Here is a 20,998-nt window from a genome sequence, read left to right as displayed (position 1 = left end):
ATGATTCCCTTGAAGCAATTGGAGCCATCACTTGTCGTTTCTCACGCGACGAAGGGGTGGCAGCTATGTGCGGAGTGAGAAACCGGTAGGAATCAACCCGGCCGAACCGAAGTCCGCCCGCACACAGCCGCCATAGTCATTGCCGGCAGCGAATAAGCTGGCGGCAATTATGGTGGAGCTAGCGTTGGATTGAAACCTGTCCGGGTTCTCACACCCGATCACTGAGTCTTCAGTGACAGCCCCAGACTAGACAGCCCACGTCCGACGAACAACCTGAAAAAGCCGTGGGAAACTTCCAGATTTCGACACATCAATTAAACAAAAAATAAACTCGTCAGAAAGGGGACCAGAAAAAAGGGGACAGATTTATTTTCGGTGCGCCGGCGTGCGCAGCATTGGTGCTGGCTGCGTCAAAAGCGCAACACCGGAGGGCGATACATATGTACCACCTGCTGCGCTCCGGGATCCTGATCATCGTGGCTTCTCAATCGAGTGAGCAGCACATGAACGGCACCTCAATCAGCACACCTTCAACACCCCGAAGGGCGGCAACCTTTCCTGCCCTGGGGCCGACATTCACCAGCGCGGACGACGCGGCCTACTGGGTTCACCGGCAGATCGGCGCGCGCCGCGACAAGGCTTACGGCGGTGTAATCGTGCAGCGTGGCGACGGAAAATTTCAGCCCACGTTGCCAGTGGCGGGGAGGATGGGGCATTTCGAATTCGACTTCCTGCTGTCTACTGAAGCCCCCCGAGAGCTGTTTGCTCCACCGGGCTACAGTGGCGCGGCGTATTACCTGTCCCATTCGGCCAATCACGCTGAAGTCCTGCGTGTTCACCCAGGCTGGACGAGCGAGCAGATCACGTTGAGCCTCGGATTTTTTTCCAGAGGACATATTCTGAGTCATATGCAGGACCCGGGTGCCTATGGCCAGCGTCATTATCTGTCGGGTCCGGATGGTTCACTGATCAAGTACGAGTCCACTCAGCCGGCAGAAGAGAAAAAACTCTTTGAGCAAGGGTTCAAGGCTTTCGGTCCGTTCTCCGACGTTGAACACCTGATTCAAAAAGTTGCCCAGACTGGCACGCTTAGCGTACTGGTCGCCAATGCGCCGTGGGGCGGCGTAAGAGGAAACGTGCCGGCGAACTGGACGCTCGGTACCGCAGCGGTGCGAAGTCCGACCCCGGTACAACCGTTTTTTTGTGCGGTGTTCAACCAAGTGGACAAGGCCATCGAAGCCGCCGCCGCGACAGTAACCCTGTCCACCGGCAGCGTTTATCTTGGGTTTGTTGTGACCTCTGCCGACAGCTCGGAGTGCATGGCGACCTATCCGGTACTTTCCAGCGAGCCGGCAGCCGAATTGTTCAAGACTTTTCCGATGAAAGCTGATCGCACGCTGGAGCGCCTGCTCGATTTCGACTTGAACGGCGTTTACTTCGTGCCGCAGGGCGATGCGGCTCAGAGTGCCAGTGAGCCCTGGCTTTATGAGCGGTTTTTTTCACCGGACGAATTGGCGGCGGGCATCAAATTTTCGCTGTGGGATGTTCACCGGCAGGAATACCCGGACTACCTGAAAGTGTACGCCCGGACCCGCGACGGTGCCGTGTTGCAGTACCGCCCCTCGGCGCACCAGCGTGAAGCTCCGCTGAAGGACAGCGCGGATTTCAATGTCCGACTGCAGGCTGGCACGCTCAAGCCTGCGGACTACATCAGGCTGGTGGTCGCAGCCGGCGAACTGACGGTGCTGAAGGACAGCGCGTTGTGGGATGTGGTCGGGATCGTTGGCCCTGACTGGCAAGCCTATGCCAGGTCGCGGCGTTTGAGTCCTGCGTTCCTCATGGCGGACGATGCCGCACGTTTTGCCCATGAGTACATCGGCAGCCGGCGTGAACAGGGCTTTGTCGGGATGATTTTGCAGGATCGAAACAAACGCTTCGTCGCCACCGAGCCGGTGTTTGCCGCAAAACGGTTCGCACTGGACATGCTTTGCCCCCTCGACGCTAACGGCGCACCGATTGTGCTGGTCCAGGGGCACTCGTTTCATGGGCTTTACGCTTCGCGCTGGCAAGCCGATGCCGTGGGCATCACACGTACAGACTTGCACGGGCAACTGACGCACGTGCAAATGTTTACCGCCGAAGACATTCGCTCGATGTTCGACAGCCACGCGCATGTTGTCGATTTTTACCTGTCTGGCTCGGCCGACTCTCTATTGGTTTATAGCCCCGACGTATCGAAAGTGGCGGCTCGCAACCGCCTGCAGCAGCGGGTGGCCGTACTCGCTGATGGCAACACGCTAATAGATCGGGAGCTGACGGCCGGCACTCTGGAGCCCGGTGCAGTGGTCGATGAACTGGCCGGCACGGGCAGATTGCGTGTGGTGGTCGGCAGCGACGTGTGGGGGCCGCGGGGAGCGCTGCTGGGTGATGAACCAGATAACGACGCCACCCGCACAGACATCTCCGCTCCGGCGCTGGGGGCAATTTTTACCAGCGCCGAAGACGCGGTGCTGAACGCCCGTCATCGAGCCCGGCTCGACTACCGCGCAGCCGCGGCGGGTTGGGGGTTTATCCTCAAGCACAAAGAGCGCGAGGAGTACGTGGCGACCGAAACGGTTACGACCGGGCGCCTGGGGACGCTCAACCAGGCGAGCGACTTCGGCGCTCCCGTGTTGATCGACGAGTTTAGGACCCTCGGGCTTTACTACGCGGCAAGCTGGATGCCTAAAGGGTCATCAACAACGGACGCCTGGTTAGCCCGGCATTTAGCGCCCGTCAGCGATCTGGCAGCAGCGATATACGACGACAAGGGCACGCAACGTCTGACGCATTTTCAGGACCTGAAGATTTTTATCGCGACACTGGATGGGGCATTGTTGCAGTACCAATACTCGGCCTCTTCAACACAATTCGACAATAAGGGGGTGCAGCAACTGACGTCAGCATTGGGCAAGGAAACACCACCCTATGCCAGCGTCATTCAAATGGTCGCCAAGGCCGGCGAACTGAAGGTGCTGCGCACCAGTGAACTGTGGGACGAGCCGGGCAGTGTCGGTCCTGACTGGAAACCTTTCGTGCAGATCCAGCGGCGAGCGCTCAGCCCGGTCTTTCTGTCGCAGGACGATGCCGCGCGCTTTGCGCTGGCGAAGTTGGGCGCGCGGCGTGAGCGGGTCTACGGTGGCCTGGTGCTGCGTCGCGCCGACGGTTTGTTTGTCGCAACGTTGCCGGTGGCCGTCGAAGTCGAGAACTTCCCTGCCAGCTGGATTCGTCTGGACGAGTTGGCTGAACAGGGGTTGTTTTTGGCAGGGAGTACGGTCGTCGCCCGCTACCATTCCCGAATTCAGATCGAACCGATTTTCGCCCTGTCGAACCGCGAACGGGACGTGTATCTGAACATGTTTTCTACCGACTTTCTGGCGGACATCCTGACCGGCTCCGGGCGCTCCCCGTCTCTGTCGCCCGGCAAGGAATACCTGCTGGGGCTCGACGGCAGCCTGATCAGCTACACCCTCAGTGCAAGTGCCAGCGAAAAGCAGCTCGCCCGGGCATTGGCGTCACCCAGCCCGTTGCAGCGCCAGCACACACCGATTGAACTGCACATGCGCAACGGTACGCGAACCCCGAGTGAATACGTCAATCAGGTTGCAAGCGCCGGGCGGTTGCAAGTGGTTCAGGGGAGCCGACTGTGGGGAGAGGCCAGGCCACTGTCGCACTGGAGTGCTTATCCCGGCATTGTTTCGTCGCAAGTGAAGCGATTTGCCATTGCCGAGCCGGCGCTCAGCCCGGTCTTCACACAGATGGACGACGCTGTGCGGCATGTCCATCGCACGGTGGGCGCCCGTGCCAGCCTGATGTTCGGCTTTGTGCTCAAGGCGCTGAACGGTGAACGGTACGTGACGACGTTGCCGATCGACGGGGGACAAGGGCATCTCACGGTCGAGCGGGTGTTTCCCGAAGGTTTATTACCGTTGGGGTATCGAGTCGAGGGCCTCTATTTGTGTCCGTCGACCCGTCCGGGACGATTGCCCCATGACGTGACGCACAGCTTCATATCGCCTCGGGATCTGTCCTACGGGCTGGATGCTGTCGGTGTGCGCACGGCTGAAGGATCCACGTACCTCAACGTCTACTTGTCCTGCTCCGATGGCGCCTTGTTGCGTTACGCCCCTAGGAGCAAGGCCCCGGAATGGACCTTGTTTCATACCACGCAGGCCTACGAGAGAATTGTGCAATCAGGGCAGGAGTCGCTGTTCGAGTATCTGCGCAAAGTGATCGCCAACGGTGAATTGCAGGTCGTGGTGCGCAGTGCTTTCTGGTCGCCGTTCAGGGTTGATGCCCGGGGTGTCAAAACCGGCATCGGGTTGGTGAGGTGGGCGTCGGATAACCGCTTTGCTCTCGGGCCTGTATTCGCACATGCCGATGATGCGGCTCGCTCGGCCCAAAGTCAGATTGGCGAATACGTCGGCCAGCAGTATCTGGGTGGCGTGCTGATACACCCGGCGTCATCGTCGTTCGTGGCCGTCGAGCCGCTTGAGGACGGCGTCGAGAGTGGGGCTGTCAGTGCGCTGTTTTACTCAGGACCGGGCGGGCCCATTGCACCGGTCACCGTGCCGGGCGCGCAGCCCTTGCTGTTGCCGGTTTTTCCGCAGGACTACAAATGGGTGGCTGTTCATCAGTTCTACAAACGCTTCAACCTGTTCGTGTGGGACCCCACTGCGTCTGATCGTCTACTGATGGACAACCTGGCGCTGGCCGATCTGTGGTTTTGCAGAGACGTCGTGAAAAAGAGCGGCGTCTCCGGGGGCAGTTGTTATTTCACCGGTCGTGGCGGGGCCCTGTTCAAATTCACCCCCAGCTTCTCGCCGCAGGAAACGGCCTTGTTCAACGAGGAGGCAAAGGACGGGGTGGCGGCTTACCTCGCCGCGCTCGCCGGTGTTGGTCGGCTTGAGGTCGTGGACACCGACGGCTACTGGCAATTTCGCGGGCGATTGAAGTCGACCTGGCAGCCACCTGTGCAGTCGGCGGCGAAGCCGGATCGTGACGAACTGTGAAGTGCAGCACTTATTGATCTGAGTGCCGGATGAACCGTGCCTTCCGCGCTGGCACGGCTCAGCGGCGGCGCATGAGGCCAATGAAAAACAGCCCACCGATGGCCGCAGTGGCGACGCCAATGGGCAGGTCCTCCGGGGCAATCAGGGTGCGGGCGGCGACGTCGACCCAGACGAGGAACAGGCTGCCGAGCAACACGCACGCCGGCAGCAATCGCCGATGTTCCGCCCCGACCAGCCGCCGCGCAATGTGCGGCACCATCAGCCCGACAAAGCCGATGGACCCGCTGATCGAGACCAGCACCCCGGTCATCAGCGACGCAATCAAAAACACCCGCAACCGCACACTGCGCGCATTCAGCCCGAGGGTCACCGCCGTCTGCTCGCCGGCCATCAACGCATTCAACGGCCGGGCCATGCCCAGCAGCAACACCAACCCCAGCAACACGCTAACCGCCGGCACCGCGAGCAATTCCCAGCGCGCCAGCCCGAGCCCGCCGAGCATCCAGAACATCACCGCCGAACTGGCGCGGTGATCGCCAAGAAACAGCAGCAGATTGGCCATCGCCATCATCACAAACGACACCGCCACACCGCACAGCAGCAGCCGATCACTGTCCAGCCGCCCGTGCCGATGGGCGATCACCAGCACGATCAGCATGCTGACCAACGCACCGATAAACGCCGCCATCGGCAAGGTGAGCAGCCCGACAATCTCACCCACATGCAGCACCACAATCACCGCGCCGAGGGTCGCGCCGGACGTGACCCCAAGCAGGTGAGGATCGGCCAACGGATTACGCGTCACCGCTTGCAGCACCGCACCGATCAACGCCAGCCCGGCGCCCACCATCGCGCCGAGCAACATGCGCGGTACACGGATCAGCCACACGATATGTTCCTGCCCGGCGCTCCAGCTCACCTCACCAAGCCCAAAGACCTTGTGCAGCAAAATCTGCCACACCACGTCCACCGGCACTCGCGCCGGGCCGAAGCCCAGCGACACCACGCACGACACCAGCAGCAACGCGCCGAGGGCCAGCAGCAACAAACCGTAGCGACGATTGATCATTCGCCGTGGAACCCTTTGGCCAGGGTTTCTACCGCCAACACGTTGTCGATGCCGGGCGTGGCCTGCACGTAGGGAATGACGATAAAGCGCTGGTTCTTGATCGCGTCCACCGATTGCAGCGCCTTGTTGTCGAGCAGGAATTGCTCCTTTTGTTCGGCAGTGACTTCGCCGTAGTCGACGATCACGATCACCTGCGGATTGCGCTCGACCACGCTCTCCCAGTTGACCCGCGTCCAGCTCGCGTCGACGTCATCGAGAATGTTGCGCCCGCCCGCCGCATCGATCAGCGCTTGCGGCATGCCCAGGCGCCCGGAGGTCATGGCGCGGTCTTCACCGCTGTCGTACAGGAACACCCGCGGCTTGTCCGCCGGCAGGTCCTGGCGCACCTCGTCGACTTGCGCCTGCATCTGCGCGATCAAGGCGTTGGCGCGGTCTTGCACGTCGAAGATTTTGCCGAGGTTACGCAGGTCGTTGTAGGTGTCTTCCAAACTGGCGGCCGGGCGCTTCATCACGAAGGCGCAGGACTCGGTCAGCTCATAGACGTTGATGCCCAACGGTTGCAGGGTTTGCGGCGTCAGGTCGCCGCCTACGCGCATGCCGTAATCCCAACCGGCGAAGAAGAAATCGACGTTGGCGTTGAGCAGGGTTTCCACCGACGGGTACTTGGCGGCGAGCTCCGGCAAGCCGTCGAGGATGCTCTGCATCTCGGGCGTCACCGACTTCCAGCCGCTCACGCCGCTGTAGCCGGCCATGCTCGGTTTTAGGCCGAGGGCGAGCATCATCTGGGTCATGTTGATGTCGTGACTGACCGCGTGTTTTGGCGCGTGCTTGAAGGTCACTTCGCGGTTGCAGCTGTGCACGGTCAGCGGGTAATGAGTGGCCTCGGCCAAGGCTTGGGCACTGCCCAGCAGAAGGGCGGCACACAGCAGGGGACGCAACGTCATGGTTGGGTTATCCAGGTGATTCGTGGGTAGCCGTGCAGAGGATGGTCGTCGATCAAGGCGTCGACGCCGAAAACATTGCGCAGCAGCGGGGCGGTCAGGACTTCTTTGGGGGTGCCGCTGGCGACGATGCGGCCGTGGTTGATCACGTACAGCCGATCACAGAAAGCCGCGGCGAGGTTGAGGTCGTGGATGCTGGCGAGGGTGCCGATCTTCAGGCGTTTGACCAGTTGCAGCAGTTCCAGTTGATAGCGCGGGTCGAGGTGATTGGTCGGCTCGTCGAGGATCAGCAATTGCGGCTGTTGCGCCAGGGCGCGGGCGAGGATCACCCGCTGCTTTTCACCGCCCGAGAGGGTGGCGAAAGCGTGGTCTTCAAAGCCGTTGAGGCCGACCGATTCCAGCGCCTGAGTCGCGAGGTTCCGGTCTTCGAGGGTGTCGCCATCGAACAGGCCTTTGTGCGGCGTGCGGCCCATGGCGACCACTGCTTCAACGGTCAGGCCGAAGGCGTCGGGGAATTCTTGCAAGACCACGGCGATGCGTTGCGCGCACCAACGGGAGGATTGCTTCCAGACGTTGTGGTGATTGAACTGGACCTCGCCACTCTCGGGTTTGCTGAAGCGCCAGGCGCAGCGCAACAGGCTGGTCTTGCCGCTGCCGTTGGGGCCGATCAACCCGACGAACTCGCCGGCGGCCACGTGCAAGGAGGCATCACGCAGTTGGAACTGGTGATGACAATGGCCGTGGCCCAGGGGTGTCCAGGCGAGGTTTTTGAGGGTCAGCGAGGTCATGCGTTTGCTCGGAGATTTTGGTGATGCGGATGACGTCATCGCGGGCAAGCCCGCTCCCACAGGTATTGCGCAGTCCCTGTGGGAGCGGGCTTGCCCGCGATGGCGGTTTTGAAACAAACGATGAATTTATAGTTATACAGTAACACTAAAGATAAGCGCGAGATAAGCGCGGGAAGTCTACAGGCCTGTCTAACCCGCGCATCTCGCCTGTTTCATGATGAAGATGAGGCCGATTCAGTTTGTCGGGTGAGGCGCGACAACAGCACGCGATCCAGCACCCAGACCACCACCAGTGAAGCCCCCACCAGCGGAAACATCACCGCCAGGGCGAACATGATGACCATCGCTGTTTTCCATTTAGGCAGGTCATGGCGCAGCGGTGGAACACCGAATTTGCCCTGTGGCCGACGCTTCCACCAGATCACCACGCCGCTGACGGCGCTGAGCAGGATCATCAGGCAAATCAGCAGCACGATGATCTGGTTGACCACACCGAACATCTTGCCTTCGTGCAGCATCACGCCGATTTCGGTGGCGCGGGCGACGGGGCCGTATTGTTCATAACGCACGTCGGCGAGGACGTCGCCGGTGTATTGATCGACGTGCAGGGTGGCGTCGTTGCGCGGGTCGTCGGCGAACACGGCAATGGTGAACACGCCGGTGGCGGTTTTCGGGAAAGTGATGCTGTAACCCGGCTCGACCTTGCGTTGCACGGCGATGTTTTGCACGTCTTGCAGGCTGATGGTCGGGGCGGCGGGGCCGGCTTGCGCGCCGCCTTGGGCCATGTGTTCGGCGTGGTCGCCGCCAGACATTGGCATCGGCGTGTTTTCCATTGCCCAAGGCACGGTCTGTCGGGTGGCGGTGTTGAGGCTGCGCGCTTCGACATCGGACGTGGGCACGTTGTCCCACATGGCGGCCGGGAACACGTTCCACACGCCAGCGTATTGCTGGCCCCAGAACCCGGTCCAGGTCATGCCGCTGAGCAGCATCACCAGCAGCAACGAGGCGCCCCAGAACCCGGTCACCGCGTGCAGATCACGCCACAACACGCGACCGCGACTGCTCAGGCGTGGCCACAAAATGCCGGCCGCCTGACCACGGGGCCACCACAGGAACACCCCGGACACCACGAGCACGATGCCCCAACCGGCGGCCATTTCGATCAGTCGATCACCGACGGTGCCGATCATCAGCTCGCCGTGAATCGCCCTCGCTATGGCTTGCAGGTTGTTCTTGGCGTCTTGCTCGCCGAGGATGTCGCCGTGGTACGGATCAATGAACACGTTGAGTTCGGTGCCGCCGTTGATCACGACGAATTGCGCGCTGCGCTCGGCGTTGACCGGCGGCAGGTACTGTTTGATCGTGGCTTGTGGATACGCCTCTTTCACGCGTTTGAGCAGGTCGTCGGCGGACACCGTGTGGTGATCGGCCGGGACGGTCATCAGGCTGCCGTACATCAACGGATCGAGTTGCGGTTTGAACAGGTAAAGGGTGCCGGTCAGGGCCAGCATCACCATGAAGGGGGCCACGAACAGACCGGCATAGAAATGCCAGCGCCAGGCCAGGTTGTAGAAATTCACTTTGGGCTGTTTCATCACGTGTGCTCCGCTTTGGCATGGATCTTTTAGTTGTTTGTTGGCGGTTGCTGCGCAACCGATCGCGAGCAAGCTCGCTCCCACAGGTTTCACACTGTCCATGTGGGAGCGGGCTTGCCCGCGATGCCTTTAGAAACTCATGTCCACCTTGGTCCAGAGCGTTCGTCCCGGTTCTTTAATGGCCTGCGGGTCATTGGCCGGGTAGCCGAAACCGGCGTTGCCGGCCAGGTTCAAGTGCTCGGCGTAGGCCTTGCCGAACAGGTTGTCGACGCCGGTGCTGACCCTCCAGTGCTTGTCGATTCGGTAGGCACCGTTGAGCGAGAACACGCCGAAGCCCGGGGTCTTGTCGAAGTCTTTGCCGACGACGTTGCCCTTGTTCTGATCGATGCGGTTTTGCGCCGCGACCACCCGCCACAAAGCGCCGGCGCTCCAGTTGTCTTCGCTGTAAGTCAGGCCGAAACGCGCATCCAGTGGCGGCATTTGCGGCAGTGCGTTGCCGTCGCTGCTGTTCTTGCCCCAGGCGTAGGCCAGGGTCGCGTCGGCCTTCCAGTTGGAGGTCAGCTTGTAGGCCGCACCGAGCTCGCCGCCCATGATTCGCGCGTCGACGTTCTGCGCCTGGGAGGTGGTGCCCATCGGGGTCGGGAGGTAGTTGAACAGGATGTAGTCGTGGACTTTGCCGACGTAACCCGAGGCCCAGGCGTCGAGGTTTTCGGTTTTGTATTGCAGACCGAAGTCGAGCTGGGTGGTTTTCTCGGGCTTGATCGAATCGAAGGCATTCACCGAACCGGCGGGGCCGAGCTTGGGTGAAAACAGCTCCCAGTAATCCGGGAAACGCTCGGTGTGGCCGATGCCGGCGTAGAGGGTGGTCGGGCTGTCGGCCAGGTCATGCTCATAGCGGACGAAGCCACTTGGCAGGGTGTCGGCGCGGGTGTCGTCGGCGGTCGGGTTGGGGCGGGTCGTCATCCCTGAGCCGGTGGTTTGCCGGTAATCCTTGGCCGAGGCGCGGTCCAGGCGCGCGCCGGTAATCAGCCGGTCGCGGTCGGCGGCGTACCAGGTCAGTTCACTGAAAACACCGTAATTGTGGAAGTCGGCGTCCTCGGTGTACGGCAGGTTTTTGTAAGTGTCGACGCCCATGCCGCCGCGCTGGCGGTGTTCGCTGGTTTGCGCATCGAGGCCGCTGATCAACTGCACATCGGCCCAGCGCCAGGTGCCTTTGATTCTTGCGCCGAGGGTGCGGCGGTCGACGTTCGAGGCCATCGGGCCGGACATCATCCCGGTGCCGGAGGGCGTGCGCAGGGTGTAGTTGTCCATCACGTGGTCGGCGTAGTTGTAGTAGATCTGCGCTTCGACCTTGTCCAGCACGTCGCCAATGTTCGACTTTTCGAAACGCAGGCCCAGGCTTTCACGCTTGAACTGCGAACCGTCCATGCCGCGCCCGGCGTAACGCGCTTCACCATCGCCCTTGCCGGCAGTCAGTTCCAGCAGGGTGTCGGCGTCCGGGGTCCAGCCGAGCATGACGTCGCCGTTCCACTTGTCGTAGCGCGAGGGCACGGTGTCATTGTTGCCATCGCGATAATCGTCGGCGTGCGCGGTGTTGCCGATCACTCGCACATAGCCCAGTGGCCCGCCGGCAGCGGCGTCCACCACTTTGTCGAAACGGCCGTTGGAGCCGCCCAAGACGCTGGCGTTCACCCGCGTTCCGAGTTCGCCGAAGCTTTCCGGTTCACGGTCGAAGAGGATGGTCCCGGCGGATGCACCCGGTCCCCAAAGCACGGTTTGCGGACCTTTGATCACGGTGAGTGTGTCGTAGGTTTCCGGCGAGAGGTACGAAGTTGGCGCGTCCATCCGGCCGGGGCAGGCGCCCAGCAATTGGCCACCGTTGGTGAGGATGTTCATCCGCGAGCCGAACATGCCGCGCAGCACCGGGTCGCCGTTGGTGCCGCCGTTGCGCACGAGGGCGAAGCCGGGGATGGTTTTCAGATAGTCGGCACCGTCGCTGGCCGGCACCGGCTGGCGCGGGTCCTTGGGGTGGGTGACGATGGTCAGCGGTGAGCTGGGGGCGATCGCGGTGATCACCGTCGGGCTCAGTTCTTCGATATGGCCCGCGTGTTCATCGGCCAGCGCCATGGGTGTTAATAGAGCGCCACAAAGGAAGGCGGTGGCGTGCCTGAAACGAACACTGGCGTCGTTCAGGGCAAAAGAAGCTTGGGCAGTGCTCAAGCGTGAGTCAGCAGAAAACCTGGACATGACAATTTCCATCGAGCGGCATAAACGACACGGCCGACAGCCTGAAGCTGTCTTCGAATCCGTGTGAGATCAGAGGTGGGTGTTTACGCGACGATGGGCGGGGCGCGGGTTCGGGCGCCGGGAAAGACGGTTTGCCGGGCGTGGCCCAGGCGGGGGGACGGAGTAGTGAAGGTGTGGGGGAGCGGGGTGTTGAAAGTTGTGAATGAAACACCGCCGGTCAGCGCCGGGCAGTTGAACAGCAGGCTGCAATAGCCGCATTTTTCCCAGATCGCGTGGTGCGACGGGGTGGGCGGGCAGTGCTCGGCAGCGGGTTGCGCGCCGTGGTCGGCGTGCTCCATCGCTGACATGTCCATGCTCATGTCCATCGACATGTTCATGGCCATTGCCGAGGCGCGTTGATCCATCGGCATCGACTGAGAAATCAGCGGACCGATAAAGATCATCAGCATGGCGAACAGGCTGATCCAGCTGCCGCGCGTCAGGCTCAATGACTGACGGCGTGTCGCGGATGACCTGGCGCTAGGCGGGCGCATTTGCTCAGCCGGTTACTGGGCGTGAGCGTGCATCTGCATGTCTTCGGGCGGCTTCTTCTGCACCGAGACTTCGACCGTCACGTCACCGGCCTTCTCGAAATGCATCGTCAGCGGGAAGCGTTTGCCGTCGCTCAACAGGCTACGGTCTTTCAGGTTGACCAGCATCACGTGATAGGCCATCGGCGCAAACATGACGTTGCCGCCCGCCGGAATATCAACGCTCGGCACCTGTTGCATCTTCATCAGATCGCCTTGCATCACGTGTTCGTGCAGCTCGGCTACGGCCGAAATCGGCGAGTCGACACTCAGCAGGCGATCAGCAGTTTTGCCGCTGTTGTGAATCACGAAATAGGCGGCAACGGTTGGCGCGTTCGGCGGCAACTCCTGCGACCACGGGTGAGCGATTTCCAGCTCGCCGACTTTGTATTCGTGGGCATTGGCAAAGCAGGCAGGCAGCAGCAACGCGGCCAGAACGATGAGTTTGTTCAACATGGCAGTTCTCCAGAGCGATTCAAAACGCAGATCAATTGCGAGAAGGAATCACACCAGAGGGGAAGCGCGGGGGTTGAGGTTGGGCCATTGCTGGCGCGGTGTGGGGATATCGAGTGTGACGGCAGGCAGGCTTCGATTGGCCTCGAACTGCGCGAAGTACAGCTGCGGCTCATGCCCTGGCAGCGCCACGACAGGCGCTGCGCCCGAGCAACACCAGCAATGCTGCATGTTGGAGTGATCGTCGCCTTGCGGCGCTTTCTGCCCGAGATCGCCCAGGGAAATCGCTACCATCTTGGTGCCGCTGGACGTGCAGAAACTGCCCCACAACAATTGCTCGGCAGGCGATTTGGCAGACTGCGCCATCGCATTGCTCATCGGCATGGCGAGCATGTTGAACAGCACTGCGAAGCAGGCGATCCAGGCAATTGCAAGCCGATGTCGGGACATGGGGAAATCCGTTTGGGTGGGCGATCAAGCGCAGCTATTTAGCCTGATCAGGGCCGATAAGTAAAAAAGCGGCGTGCGGTGTGGTGTCGCAGTGCCACGCTTTCATAAACTTCATGATAGTCGCGAATTTCAGATTGCCAGTGCCGACCAGCGAGGGGCGCGCATTTTTTGTAGCCGCTGCCGAAGGTTGCGTCCGGCTGCTACAGGTTTTGTGTCGAACTCTTGCGCAAGGCTGCCAGCACGTCCGCCAGCGTACTGAACTCTCGATCAACTTGTGGCAACGCCGGCCGTTTCAAAACAATCACCGGCACCCCCCGCTCCCGCGCCACTTCCAGCTTCGGCTCGGTCGCGGTGCTGCCGCTGTTCTTGCTGATCAGCACATCGATCTGTCGGCACTCAAACAGCTCGCGTTCTTCCTCGATAACAAACGGGCCGCGTGCGCCGATGACTTCGCAGCGGTCGTTGCCGGGGTAAACGTCCAGCGCACGTAACGTCCAGAATTGCTCCGGCGGGATTTCGTGCAGGTGCTGCAAGGGTTCGCGACCGAGGGTGAATAAGGGGCGGTGGAAGGGTTGCAGGGCTTCGATCAGTTCGGACCAGTCGGCGACTTCGCGCCAGTCATCCCCGGCCAGGGGGCGCCAGGCCGGACGGCGCAGCGCCCAGCAGGTGATGCCGGTCAGCTGTGCGGCCGTCGCGGCGTTGTGGCTGATTTGGGCGGCGTAGGGATGGGTCGCGTCCAGCAGCAGGTCGATGCCTTCTTCGCGAATGAACTGCGCCAGACCTTCCGCGCCGCCGTAGCCGCCGACGCGCACCTGACAGGTCAGATCCGTTGGCACCCGACCCACACCGGCCAGGCTGTAAATGTGTTCAGGGCCAAGGGTGCGAGCGATGGCCAGCGCTTCCGTCACGCCGCCGAGCAGCAAGATGCGCTTCATTGAAAAGCCCCCGCATGGCCGACAATGCCGCCCTGACGATCGATGGCAAACACTTCGACCTGAACCTGCGCCGGCACCACGCTACGGGCAAATTCCAGGGCGTGCTGACACACCGCATCACCGAGGGCGATGCCCGCAGCGGCAGCCATCGCCAAGGCTTGCTGGCTGGTATTGGCCTCGCGAATGGCCTGTTGCAGTGCTTCATCCGCGCCGACCGCTGCTGCCCATTCCGCCAGTTGCGGCAGGTCGATGCTCGAATGCCGACTGTGCAAATCCATGTGCCCGGCCGCCAGTTTGCTGATCTTGCCGAAGCCGCCGCACAGGCTGAGTTTATCCACAGGCACTTTGCGCAGATGCTTGAGTACGGCGCCGACGAAGTCGCCCATTTCGATCAGGGCGATTTCCGGCAAGTCGTAGACCCGGCGCATGGTGTCTTCGCTGGCGTTGCCGGTGCAGGCGGCGATGTGCAGGTAACCGTTGGTTTTGGCGACGTCGATGCCTTGGTGGATCGAGGCGATGTACGCCGCACACGAAAATGGCCGGACGATGCCGCTGGTGCCGAGAATCGACAGCCCGCCCAGTATCCCCAGGCGCGGGTTCATGGTTTTCAGCGCCAGGGCTTCGCCGTCCTCGACGTTGACGGTGACCTCGAAGCCGCCGCGGTAGCCGAGTTCTTCGGCCAGCAAGGTCAGGTGATCGGTGATCATTTTGCGCGGCACCGGATTGATCGCCGGTTCGCCGACGGCCAGTACCAAGCCGGGGCGCGTCACCGTGCCGACACCACGCCCCGCCTTGAAATGAATGCCCGGCTCGACGCTCAGGCGCACGTGTGTGTACAGCAGGGCGCCGTGCGTTACGTCAGGGTCGTCGCCCGCGTCTTTGATTGTTCCGGCTTCGGCGCCGTCGTCGGTCAGGCGACAAAATTCCAGGCGCATCTGCACGTGCTTGCCCTTGGGCAATACGATCTCGACCGCGTCAGCACCCATGCCCCCCAACAACAGACGCGCTGCGGCCAGACTGGTGGCGGTGGCGCAGCTGCCGGTGGTCAGGCCGCTGCGCAACGGGGCGGGTTGTTCGGCGGTTTCGTCACGCATCGCAGGGCTTCGTCACGTCCAGCAGGGTAATCGGCAGCGCCTGGCGCCAGGTGTCGAACTCGCCTAACGGCTGCGCCTGGGCAATGTGGATGCGGGTCAGCTCGCCGCCATGCTGTTCGCGCCAGGCCATCAGGGTCATTTCACTTTGCAGCGTGACCGCGTTGGCGATCAATCGACCGCCGGGTTTGAGTTGCGCCCAACAGGTGTCGAGCACGCCTTCACGGGTGACGCCGCCCCCGATGAAAATCGCGTCCGGGCGTTCGAGCCCGGCCAGGGCCTGGGGTGCGTTGCCGCGAATCAGTTGCAGTCCGGGCACGCCGAGGGCGTCGCGGTTGTGTTCGATCAGCGACTGTCGACCTTCATCGGCTTCAATGGCCAGTGCGCGACATGTCGGGTGGGCGCGCATCCATTCGATGCCAATCGAGCCGCTGCCAGCGCCGACGTCCCACAGCAGCTCACCCGGCACCGGCGCGAGGCGCGCTAGGGTGATGGCGCGCACATCGCGCTTGGTCAGTTGACCGTCGTGTTTGAACGCGGAGTCCGGCAACCCGGCCAATCGCGAAAGGTTCGCTGTGCTCGGCTCGGCGATGCACTCGATGGCAACCAGGTTCAGGTCGGCGATCAGCGGATCATTCCAGTCATTGGCAACGCCATCGATGCGCCGTTCGGCTGCACCGCCCAGATGTTCCAGCACGGTGAGGCGGCTCGGACCGAAACCGCGTTCGCGCAGCAGAGCGGCAATCGCCGCCGGGCTTTGACCGTCGTTGCTCAGCACCAGCAAACGCACGCCACTGAACACCTGCGCATTGAGGGCGGCGAGCGGCCGGGCAACGACTGAAAGCGTCACCACCTCCTGCAACGGCCAGCCCATTCGCGCGGCTGCCAGCGAACAGGAGGAAGGCGCCGGCAGGATCTGCATGTCTTCAGCCGACACCTGGCGCGCAAGGCTGGCGCCCACGCCGAAGAACATCGGATCGCCGCTGGCCAGCACACACACCGCCTCACCGCGACGGGCCAACAGCGGCTCAAGGGAAAAAGGGCTCGGCCACACCTGGCGCTCGCCACGGATGCACACTGGCAGCAGATCCAGTTGCCGCTGGCTGCCCATAATCCGCGAAGCGCGCAGCAGGGCATGCCGGGCGTTTCTGCCCAGGCCCTTGAAGCCGTCTTCACCGATTCCCACTACTGTCAGCCAGGGTGACATCTGCAGTCCTTAAAAATAGTCCTCAATCGGACGGTTCCGACGGGCAGGCTTTTCATGCCGCCTGACAAAGCAGGCATAATACCGCGCCTTCGCCCGCGAAGCGCCTTTCCCACACAGCCGGTCGCCCCCTTGAACGAACGTCCGATGTCCACTGCCTTACGCCCCTCGGCTTGCCCGGGGTTGCTGCGTATTGTCCAGGCGCTGGACGGCGGCATCTGCCGGATCAAGTTGAATGGTGGTTCGATCAGCGCCGATCAGGCCGACGCGGTGGCGAGTGCTGCCGAACGCTATGCCGGGGGCGTGATCGAGGCGACCAACCGCGCCAACCTGCAAATTCGCGGGATTGGCGGTGAACACGCAGCCTTGATCGACAGCCTGATGGCGGCCGGACTCGGCCCGAGCAGCGCCGCTGGCGATGATGTGCGCAACCTGATGCTCAGCCCGAGCGCCGGGATCGATCGGCACCGGTTGATCGACACGCGCCCGTTGGCCGGGCAGGTTCTCGCCACGCTGCAAAGCGATGCACGCTTGCATGACCTCAGCGCCAAATTTGCCGTGCAACTGGATGGCGGCGAAGCCTTGGCGATGCTCGAACATCCCCATGACCTGTGGCTGGCAGCGATTGAGCGTGACGGCGAACAACGCTGGGCCTTCGGTCTGGCCGGGTGCCCGACAGACGTGCCTGCCGGTTCGGTGGCGCTGGATCAGGGCCATGCGCTGGTCGTGGCGGTGCTGGAGTTGTTTCTTGAAGGGGCACGTCCCGAGCAGACACGCATGCGCCATTTGCTCGCTGAATGTCCACTCGACGCGTTTCTTGCTCGACTGGCCGAGCGAGTGCCGCTGAAAGCCATCGAGGGTTGGCAGCGTATCGCAGGTCCGAATGCCTTGCACATCGGCGCTCATGCGCAGCGTGACGCCGAGCGCGTGTACATCGGCGCAGTACCGCCGTTGGGACGTCTCGACCCCGCGATGCTGCGCGGGGTCGCACAACTGGCACGGGAACACGGTGACACCAGCCTGCGATTCACGCCGTGGCAAAGCCTGTTGCTGCCCGGCGTGCCGCTCGACAAGGCAGCGCAAGTTATCCACAGCCTCGAACAACTCGGCCTGCGCTGCTCGGCCGATGACGCCTTGGCCCACCTGATCGCCTGCACCGGCTCGATCGGTTGCGGCAAAGGCCTGGCCGACACCAAGGGCGATGCCCGGCAACTGGCCGCGCTGCTGCAACGCCAAGGGCTGGCGCTGAACGTTCACCTGTCGGGTTGCTCGCGCTCCTGCGCGGCTGCGCACATCGCGCCGATGACCTTGCTGGCGGTTTCCGCCGGTCATTACGACCTCTATTTTCGCGACGCAGCACAGCCCGGTTTCGGCGCGCTGCACGCACGCAATCTTACTATTGAAGCGGTCGCAGCCTTACTCGACGACCGCTCACGGAGCCCCCTAGATGCTTGATTACATCCGCGACGGTCAGGAGATCTATCGCAACTCCTTCGCGATCATTCGCGCCGAGGCCAACCTCGCACGCATCCCCGCCGATCTGGAGAAACTCGCGGTACGCGTGATCCACGCCTGCGGCATGGTCGATGCGATCGACGGCTTGCAGTTTTCCGAAGGCGCGGGCAAGGCCGGGCGCGAGGCGCTGGCCGCCGGTGCGCCGATCCTGTGCGACGCGCGGATGGTCAGCGAAGGTGTCACGCGCACGCGGTTGCCGGCGAACAATCAGGTCATCTGCACCCTGCGCGATGACAGCGTTCCGGAGCTGGCTCGCGAATTGGGCAACACCCGCTCCGCCGCTGCGCTGGAGCTGTGGCGTCCGCACCTGGAAGGCAGCGTGGTGGTGATCGGCAATGCGCCGACCGCGCTGTTTTACCTGCTGGAAATGCTCGACGCCGGTGCGCCGAAACCGGCCCTGATCCTCGGCTTCCCGGTGGGTTTCGTCGGTGCCGCTGAATCCAAGGCTGCGCTCGCCGCCGACAGTCGCGGTGTACCGTTTGTGATCATGCAAGGCCGGCTGGGCGGTAGCGCCATGGCCGCCGCCGCCGTCAACGCCCTCGCCACGGAGATCGAATGATGCAGCAACCTGGACGCTTGATCGGCCTGGGCGTCGGCCCCGGTGATCCGGAACTGATTACCGTCAAAGCCCTGCGCCTGTTGCGCGAATCGCCAGTGGTGGCGTACTTCGTCGCCAAGGGCAAAAAGGGCAACGCCTTCGGCATCATCGAGGCGCATTTGCAGGACGCGCAAACCCTGCTGCCGCTGGTGTACCCGGTGACCACCGAAGCACTGCCGGCACCGCTGTCGTACGAGCAAGTGATCAGCGATTTCTACGATGCGGCCGGCGAAGAGCTCGCGGCGCATCTGGACGCGGGCCGTGACGTGGCAGTGATTTGCGAGGGTGATCCGTTCTTCTACGGTTCCTACATGTACCTGCACGATCGGCTGGCCGAACGCTATGAAGCCGAAGTGGTGCCGGGCGTGTGCTCGATGCTTGGCGGCGCTTCGGTGCTGGGTGCGCCGTTGGTGTACCGCAATCAGAGTCTGTCGGTGCTGTCCGGCGTGCTGCCTCACGACGATCTCAAGCGTCGGCTGGCCGATGCCGATGCGGCGGTGATCATGAAGCTGGGGCGCAATTTCCCCAAGGTCCGCCAAGTGCTTGAAGAACTCGGTCTGGCGGAACGTGCGCTCTACGTCGAACGCGCGACCATGGCCAATCAGAAAATCGTCCCACTGGACCAGGTCGAGCCGATGTCGTCGCCATACTTCTCGCTGATCATCGTTCCCGGCGAAAGGTGGCAAGGCTGATGGCCCGTCCAGCTCCGGCGATTGTCATTCTGGGCAACGGCAGCCTCGCGACCGCACGCAAAATCCAGCAGGTCTACCCCGGCGCCCTGATTCATGGCCTGGCCGGACGGGTTGAAGGCGCGGACCGTGTTTATCACGAGTTTGGCGCCACCGTGCGCGAGTTCTATCAGCAGGACACACCGATCATTGCCTTGTGCGCGGCCGGGATCGTGATCCGCACCCTGGCGCCGTTGCTGCTTGAGAAGGGCGCCGAACCGCCAGTGCTCGCGGTGGCCGAAGACGGCAGCGCCGTGGTGCCGCTGCTGGGCGGTCTCGGTGGCGTGAACGTCATGGCGCGGCAGATTGCTGCCGGTCTCGACGTGGCGGCGGCGATCACCACCAGCGGTGAATTGCGCTTCGGCACCTGCCTGCTCAATCCACCCAACGGCTACGCCCTCGGCGATCTGGAACTGGGCAAACGTTTTGTTTCGGATCTGCTCGCGGGCCACAGCGTGCGCATCGAAGGGGCGGCCCCTTGGCTGGCACAAGCGCAGTTGCCGGAAGACCCGGAGGCGCCGTTGTCGATTCATGTTGGCAGTGCCGAGCGCACGCCGGCGGCCAATGAATTGCTGATCTACCCGCGCAGCGTGCTGGTGGCGGTGAGCGCCGAGGTGGCGGATCTGCCGAACGCGATTCGCGGGGCGTTGCATCAGGCAAACATCGCCGTGCAATCGCTGGCGTGCTTGCTGGCCAGCGATCGGCACATGGCCGATCCTGCGTTGCGCGAAGCGGCGCTTGAACTGGGCGTGCCGCTGCGGTTTGCGTCGTTCAACGGCGGCGTCAGCGAGCTGGCCCGCCACACCGTGCCGAACGCTACCATTGTGTCGGCGGAGACGGGCATCGCCATCGCGGTGGCCAACGAGCCACTGGAGCTTGCACAGATCGGGCGTGCACGCGGTCGTCTGGCCGTGATCGGCCTGGGCCCAGGCGCTGCCGAACTGATGGTGCCGGCGGTCAAGGCCGAACTGGCGCGCGCCAATGACGTGCTGGGTTATGAAACCTACGTGCGCATGGCCGGGCCATTTCGCGAGGATCAAGTGCTGCATTGCACCGACAACCGCGAGGAAATGCAGCGCGCTCGCCACGCCTTTGAGCTGGCGGCCCAAGGGCGGTCGGTGGTGGTGGTTTCGTCGGGGGATCCGGGCGTATTCGCCATGGCAGCCGCCGTACTCGAAGCGCTGCATGAGTCGAGTGAGCCGGGCTGGCACAGCGTCGATCTGGAGATTCTTCCCGGCGTCTCCGCGTCCCTGGCAACCGCGGCTCAGGCCGGCGCGCCATTGGGGCACGACTTCTGCGTGATGTCCCTGTCAGACAACCTCAAGCCTTGGGCAATGATCGAGAAGCGGCTGGACCTGGCGTCTCAGGCCGACCTGGCGCTGGCATTCTACAATCCGATTTCGCGGTCGCGCCCGTGGCAACTGGGGCGGGCACTGGAGATTGTCGCGCAGCACCGCTCCGCTGAAACGCCGGTGGTGTTGGGGCGGGACATTGGTCGTCCGGGCCAGACGTTGCGTGTCACCACGCTGGGTGATCTGACCCCCGATCAGGTCGACATGCGCACCATGGTGCTGGTCGGTTCTTCCACCACCTGCGTGTTCCCGCGTGCCGAGGGTGGCCAGTGGGTGTATACGCCACGCTGGTACGGTGACAAGCCCTCTTCGTGAAAGTCGGCGGCCTCGTTCTGAAGCCGCTTTTATAACGGTCTGCCGTTAATGAACAGGATGTCATTGCGGCAGGTCGTTCGATGTGTTGATGTAAGTC

At 62.7% G+C, this 20,998-nt stretch carries 16 protein-coding genes; 5 read left to right on the top strand and 11 right to left on the bottom strand.

Annotated elements, in window-relative coordinates; translation table 11 throughout:
- Nucleotides 1-440 precede the first annotated feature (440 nt).
- Complete coding sequence (locus H8F22_RS27945; RefSeq protein ID WP_194940958.1) at nucleotides 441-5,051, top strand: DUF4329 domain-containing protein; 4,611 nt, start codon at nucleotides 441-443, stop codon at nucleotides 5,049-5,051.
- A 58-nt stretch (nucleotides 5,052-5,109) separates the two neighbouring features.
- On the opposite strand, the gene H8F22_RS27940 is transcribed toward H8F22_RS27945, so the two are convergent.
- From H8F22_RS27940 to H8F22_RS27890, 11 genes are all read right to left on the bottom strand, one after another.
- A complete protein-coding gene (locus tag H8F22_RS27940; RefSeq protein ID WP_059181709.1) occupies nucleotides 5,110-6,120 on the bottom strand; it encodes a FecCD family ABC transporter permease in 1,011 nt (336 codons plus the stop codon).
- Nucleotides 6,117-7,064 (bottom strand): ABC transporter substrate-binding protein, encoded by a 948-nt coding sequence (locus H8F22_RS27935; protein ID WP_027921922.1) that lies wholly within the window; start codon nucleotides 7,062-7,064, stop codon nucleotides 6,117-6,119. Before H8F22_RS27935 ends, H8F22_RS27940 begins: the two co-directional genes overlap by 4 nt.
- Nucleotides 7,061-7,849: an ABC transporter ATP-binding protein gene (locus tag H8F22_RS27930; RefSeq protein ID WP_027921921.1), complete on the bottom strand. Its 789-nt coding sequence runs from the start codon at nucleotides 7,847-7,849 to the stop codon at nucleotides 7,061-7,063. The genes H8F22_RS27935 and H8F22_RS27930 overlap by 4 nt, the downstream gene beginning before the upstream one ends.
- Nucleotides 7,850-8,061: 212 nt before the next feature.
- Nucleotides 8,062-9,444, bottom strand: a complete 1,383-nt coding sequence (locus H8F22_RS27925) for a PepSY-associated TM helix domain-containing protein (protein ID WP_194940957.1) — start codon at nucleotides 9,442-9,444, stop codon at nucleotides 8,062-8,064.
- 129 nt (nucleotides 9,445-9,573) lie between these two features.
- Nucleotides 9,574-11,691 (bottom strand): TonB-dependent copper receptor, encoded by a 2,118-nt coding sequence (locus H8F22_RS27920; protein ID WP_027921919.1) that lies wholly within the window; start codon nucleotides 11,689-11,691, stop codon nucleotides 9,574-9,576.
- 83 nt (nucleotides 11,692-11,774) lie between these two features.
- Nucleotides 11,775-12,224: a DUF2946 domain-containing protein gene (locus tag H8F22_RS27915; protein ID WP_027921918.1), complete on the bottom strand. Its 450-nt coding sequence runs from the start codon at nucleotides 12,222-12,224 to the stop codon at nucleotides 11,775-11,777.
- Between the two features lie 12 nt (nucleotides 12,225-12,236).
- A complete protein-coding gene (locus H8F22_RS27910) occupies nucleotides 12,237-12,716 on the bottom strand; it encodes a copper chaperone PCu(A)C (protein WP_027921917.1) in 480 nt (159 codons plus the stop codon).
- Between the two features lie 48 nt (nucleotides 12,717-12,764).
- Nucleotides 12,765-13,163 carry a DUF2946 domain-containing protein gene (locus tag H8F22_RS27905; protein WP_027921916.1) on the bottom strand — a complete coding sequence of 133 codons (399 nt, stop codon included), beginning with the start codon at nucleotides 13,161-13,163 and terminating at the stop codon, nucleotides 12,765-12,767.
- Nucleotides 13,164-13,363: 200 nt separating this feature from the next.
- Entirely contained in the window at nucleotides 13,364-14,098 is a 735-nt protein-coding gene (locus H8F22_RS27900) for a cobalt-precorrin-6A reductase (protein ID WP_194940956.1), read from the bottom strand.
- The gene (locus H8F22_RS27895; protein WP_194940955.1) at nucleotides 14,095-15,192 is read right to left on the bottom strand and encodes a cobalt-precorrin-5B (C(1))-methyltransferase; all 1,098 of its coding nucleotides are present in this window, start codon (nucleotides 15,190-15,192) and stop codon (nucleotides 14,095-14,097) included. Before H8F22_RS27895 ends, H8F22_RS27900 begins: the two co-directional genes overlap by 4 nt.
- Nucleotides 15,185-16,396, bottom strand: a complete 1,212-nt coding sequence (locus tag H8F22_RS27890) for a bifunctional cobalt-precorrin-7 (C(5))-methyltransferase/cobalt-precorrin-6B (C(15))-methyltransferase (RefSeq protein ID WP_027921913.1) — start codon at nucleotides 16,394-16,396, stop codon at nucleotides 15,185-15,187. Before H8F22_RS27890 ends, H8F22_RS27895 begins: the two co-directional genes overlap by 8 nt.
- Nucleotides 16,397-16,540: 144 nt before the next feature.
- Between H8F22_RS27890 and cobG the strand changes: the two genes are divergently transcribed.
- Genes cobG through cobJ form a run of 4 tightly spaced genes read left to right on the top strand, consistent with a single transcriptional unit; the run spans nucleotide 16,541 to nucleotide 20,901 of the window.
- On the top strand, nucleotides 16,541-17,848 hold the full coding sequence (gene cobG / locus H8F22_RS27885) for a precorrin-3B synthase (protein WP_027921912.1): 1,308 nt from the start codon (nucleotides 16,541-16,543) through the stop codon (nucleotides 17,846-17,848).
- A complete protein-coding gene (locus H8F22_RS27880; protein ID WP_027921911.1) occupies nucleotides 17,841-18,467 on the top strand; it encodes a precorrin-8X methylmutase in 627 nt (208 codons plus the stop codon). Before cobG ends, H8F22_RS27880 begins: the two co-directional genes overlap by 8 nt.
- Nucleotides 18,467-19,198, top strand: a complete 732-nt coding sequence (locus H8F22_RS27875; RefSeq protein ID WP_017336332.1) for a precorrin-2 C(20)-methyltransferase — start codon at nucleotides 18,467-18,469, stop codon at nucleotides 19,196-19,198. The genes H8F22_RS27880 and H8F22_RS27875 overlap by 1 nt, the downstream gene beginning before the upstream one ends.
- The gene (cobJ, locus tag H8F22_RS27870) at nucleotides 19,198-20,901 is read left to right on the top strand and encodes a precorrin-3B C(17)-methyltransferase (protein ID WP_194940954.1); all 1,704 of its coding nucleotides are present in this window, start codon (nucleotides 19,198-19,200) and stop codon (nucleotides 20,899-20,901) included. The genes H8F22_RS27875 and cobJ overlap by 1 nt, the downstream gene beginning before the upstream one ends.
- Nucleotides 20,902-20,998: the final 97 nt, after the last annotated feature.

Origin of the sequence: Pseudomonas mucoides (genome assembly GCF_015461845.1) — a bacterium.
Taxonomy (GTDB): Bacteria; Pseudomonadota; Gammaproteobacteria; order Pseudomonadales; family Pseudomonadaceae; genus Aquipseudomonas; species Aquipseudomonas mucoides.
The sequence above is the reverse complement of the archived record's forward strand: the minus strand, read 5'-3'. Positions and strand labels throughout refer to the sequence as shown.

Bases quoted from the DNA above. Each gene is read 5' to 3' on its own strand.
- H8F22_RS27945 (WP_194940958.1), top strand. From the start codon at position 441: ATGTACCACCTGCTGCGCTCCGGGATCCTGATCATCGTGGCTTCTCAA.
- H8F22_RS27940 (WP_059181709.1), bottom strand. From the start codon at position 6,120: ATGATCAATCGTCGCTACGGTTTGTTGCTGCTGGCCCTCGGCGCGTTG.
- H8F22_RS27935 (WP_027921922.1), bottom strand. From the start codon at position 7,064: ATGACGTTGCGTCCCCTGCTGTGTGCCGCCCTTCTGCTGGGCAGTGCC.
- H8F22_RS27930 (WP_027921921.1), bottom strand. From the start codon at position 7,849: ATGACCTCGCTGACCCTCAAAAACCTCGCCTGGACACCCCTGGGCCAC.
- H8F22_RS27925 (WP_194940957.1), bottom strand. From the start codon at position 9,444: ATGAAACAGCCCAAAGTGAATTTCTACAACCTGGCCTGGCGCTGGCAT.
- H8F22_RS27920 (WP_027921919.1), bottom strand. From the start codon at position 11,691: ATGTCCAGGTTTTCTGCTGACTCACGCTTGAGCACTGCCCAAGCTTCT.
- H8F22_RS27915 (WP_027921918.1), bottom strand. From the start codon at position 12,224: ATGCGCCCGCCTAGCGCCAGGTCATCCGCGACACGCCGTCAGTCATTG.
- H8F22_RS27910 (WP_027921917.1), bottom strand. From the start codon at position 12,716: ATGTTGAACAAACTCATCGTTCTGGCCGCGTTGCTGCTGCCTGCCTGC.
- H8F22_RS27905 (WP_027921916.1), bottom strand. From the start codon at position 13,163: ATGTCCCGACATCGGCTTGCAATTGCCTGGATCGCCTGCTTCGCAGTG.
- H8F22_RS27900 (WP_194940956.1), bottom strand. From the start codon at position 14,098: ATGAAGCGCATCTTGCTGCTCGGCGGCGTGACGGAAGCGCTGGCCATC.
- H8F22_RS27895 (WP_194940955.1), bottom strand. From the start codon at position 15,192: ATGCGTGACGAAACCGCCGAACAACCCGCCCCGTTGCGCAGCGGCCTG.
- H8F22_RS27890 (WP_027921913.1), bottom strand. From the start codon at position 16,396: ATGTCACCCTGGCTGACAGTAGTGGGAATCGGTGAAGACGGCTTCAAG.
- cobG (WP_027921912.1), top strand. From the start codon at position 16,541: ATGTCCACTGCCTTACGCCCCTCGGCTTGCCCGGGGTTGCTGCGTATT.
- H8F22_RS27880 (WP_027921911.1), top strand. From the start codon at position 17,841: ATGCTTGATTACATCCGCGACGGTCAGGAGATCTATCGCAACTCCTTC.
- H8F22_RS27875 (WP_017336332.1), top strand. From the start codon at position 18,467: ATGCAGCAACCTGGACGCTTGATCGGCCTGGGCGTCGGCCCCGGTGAT.
- cobJ (WP_194940954.1), top strand. From the start codon at position 19,198: ATGGCCCGTCCAGCTCCGGCGATTGTCATTCTGGGCAACGGCAGCCTC.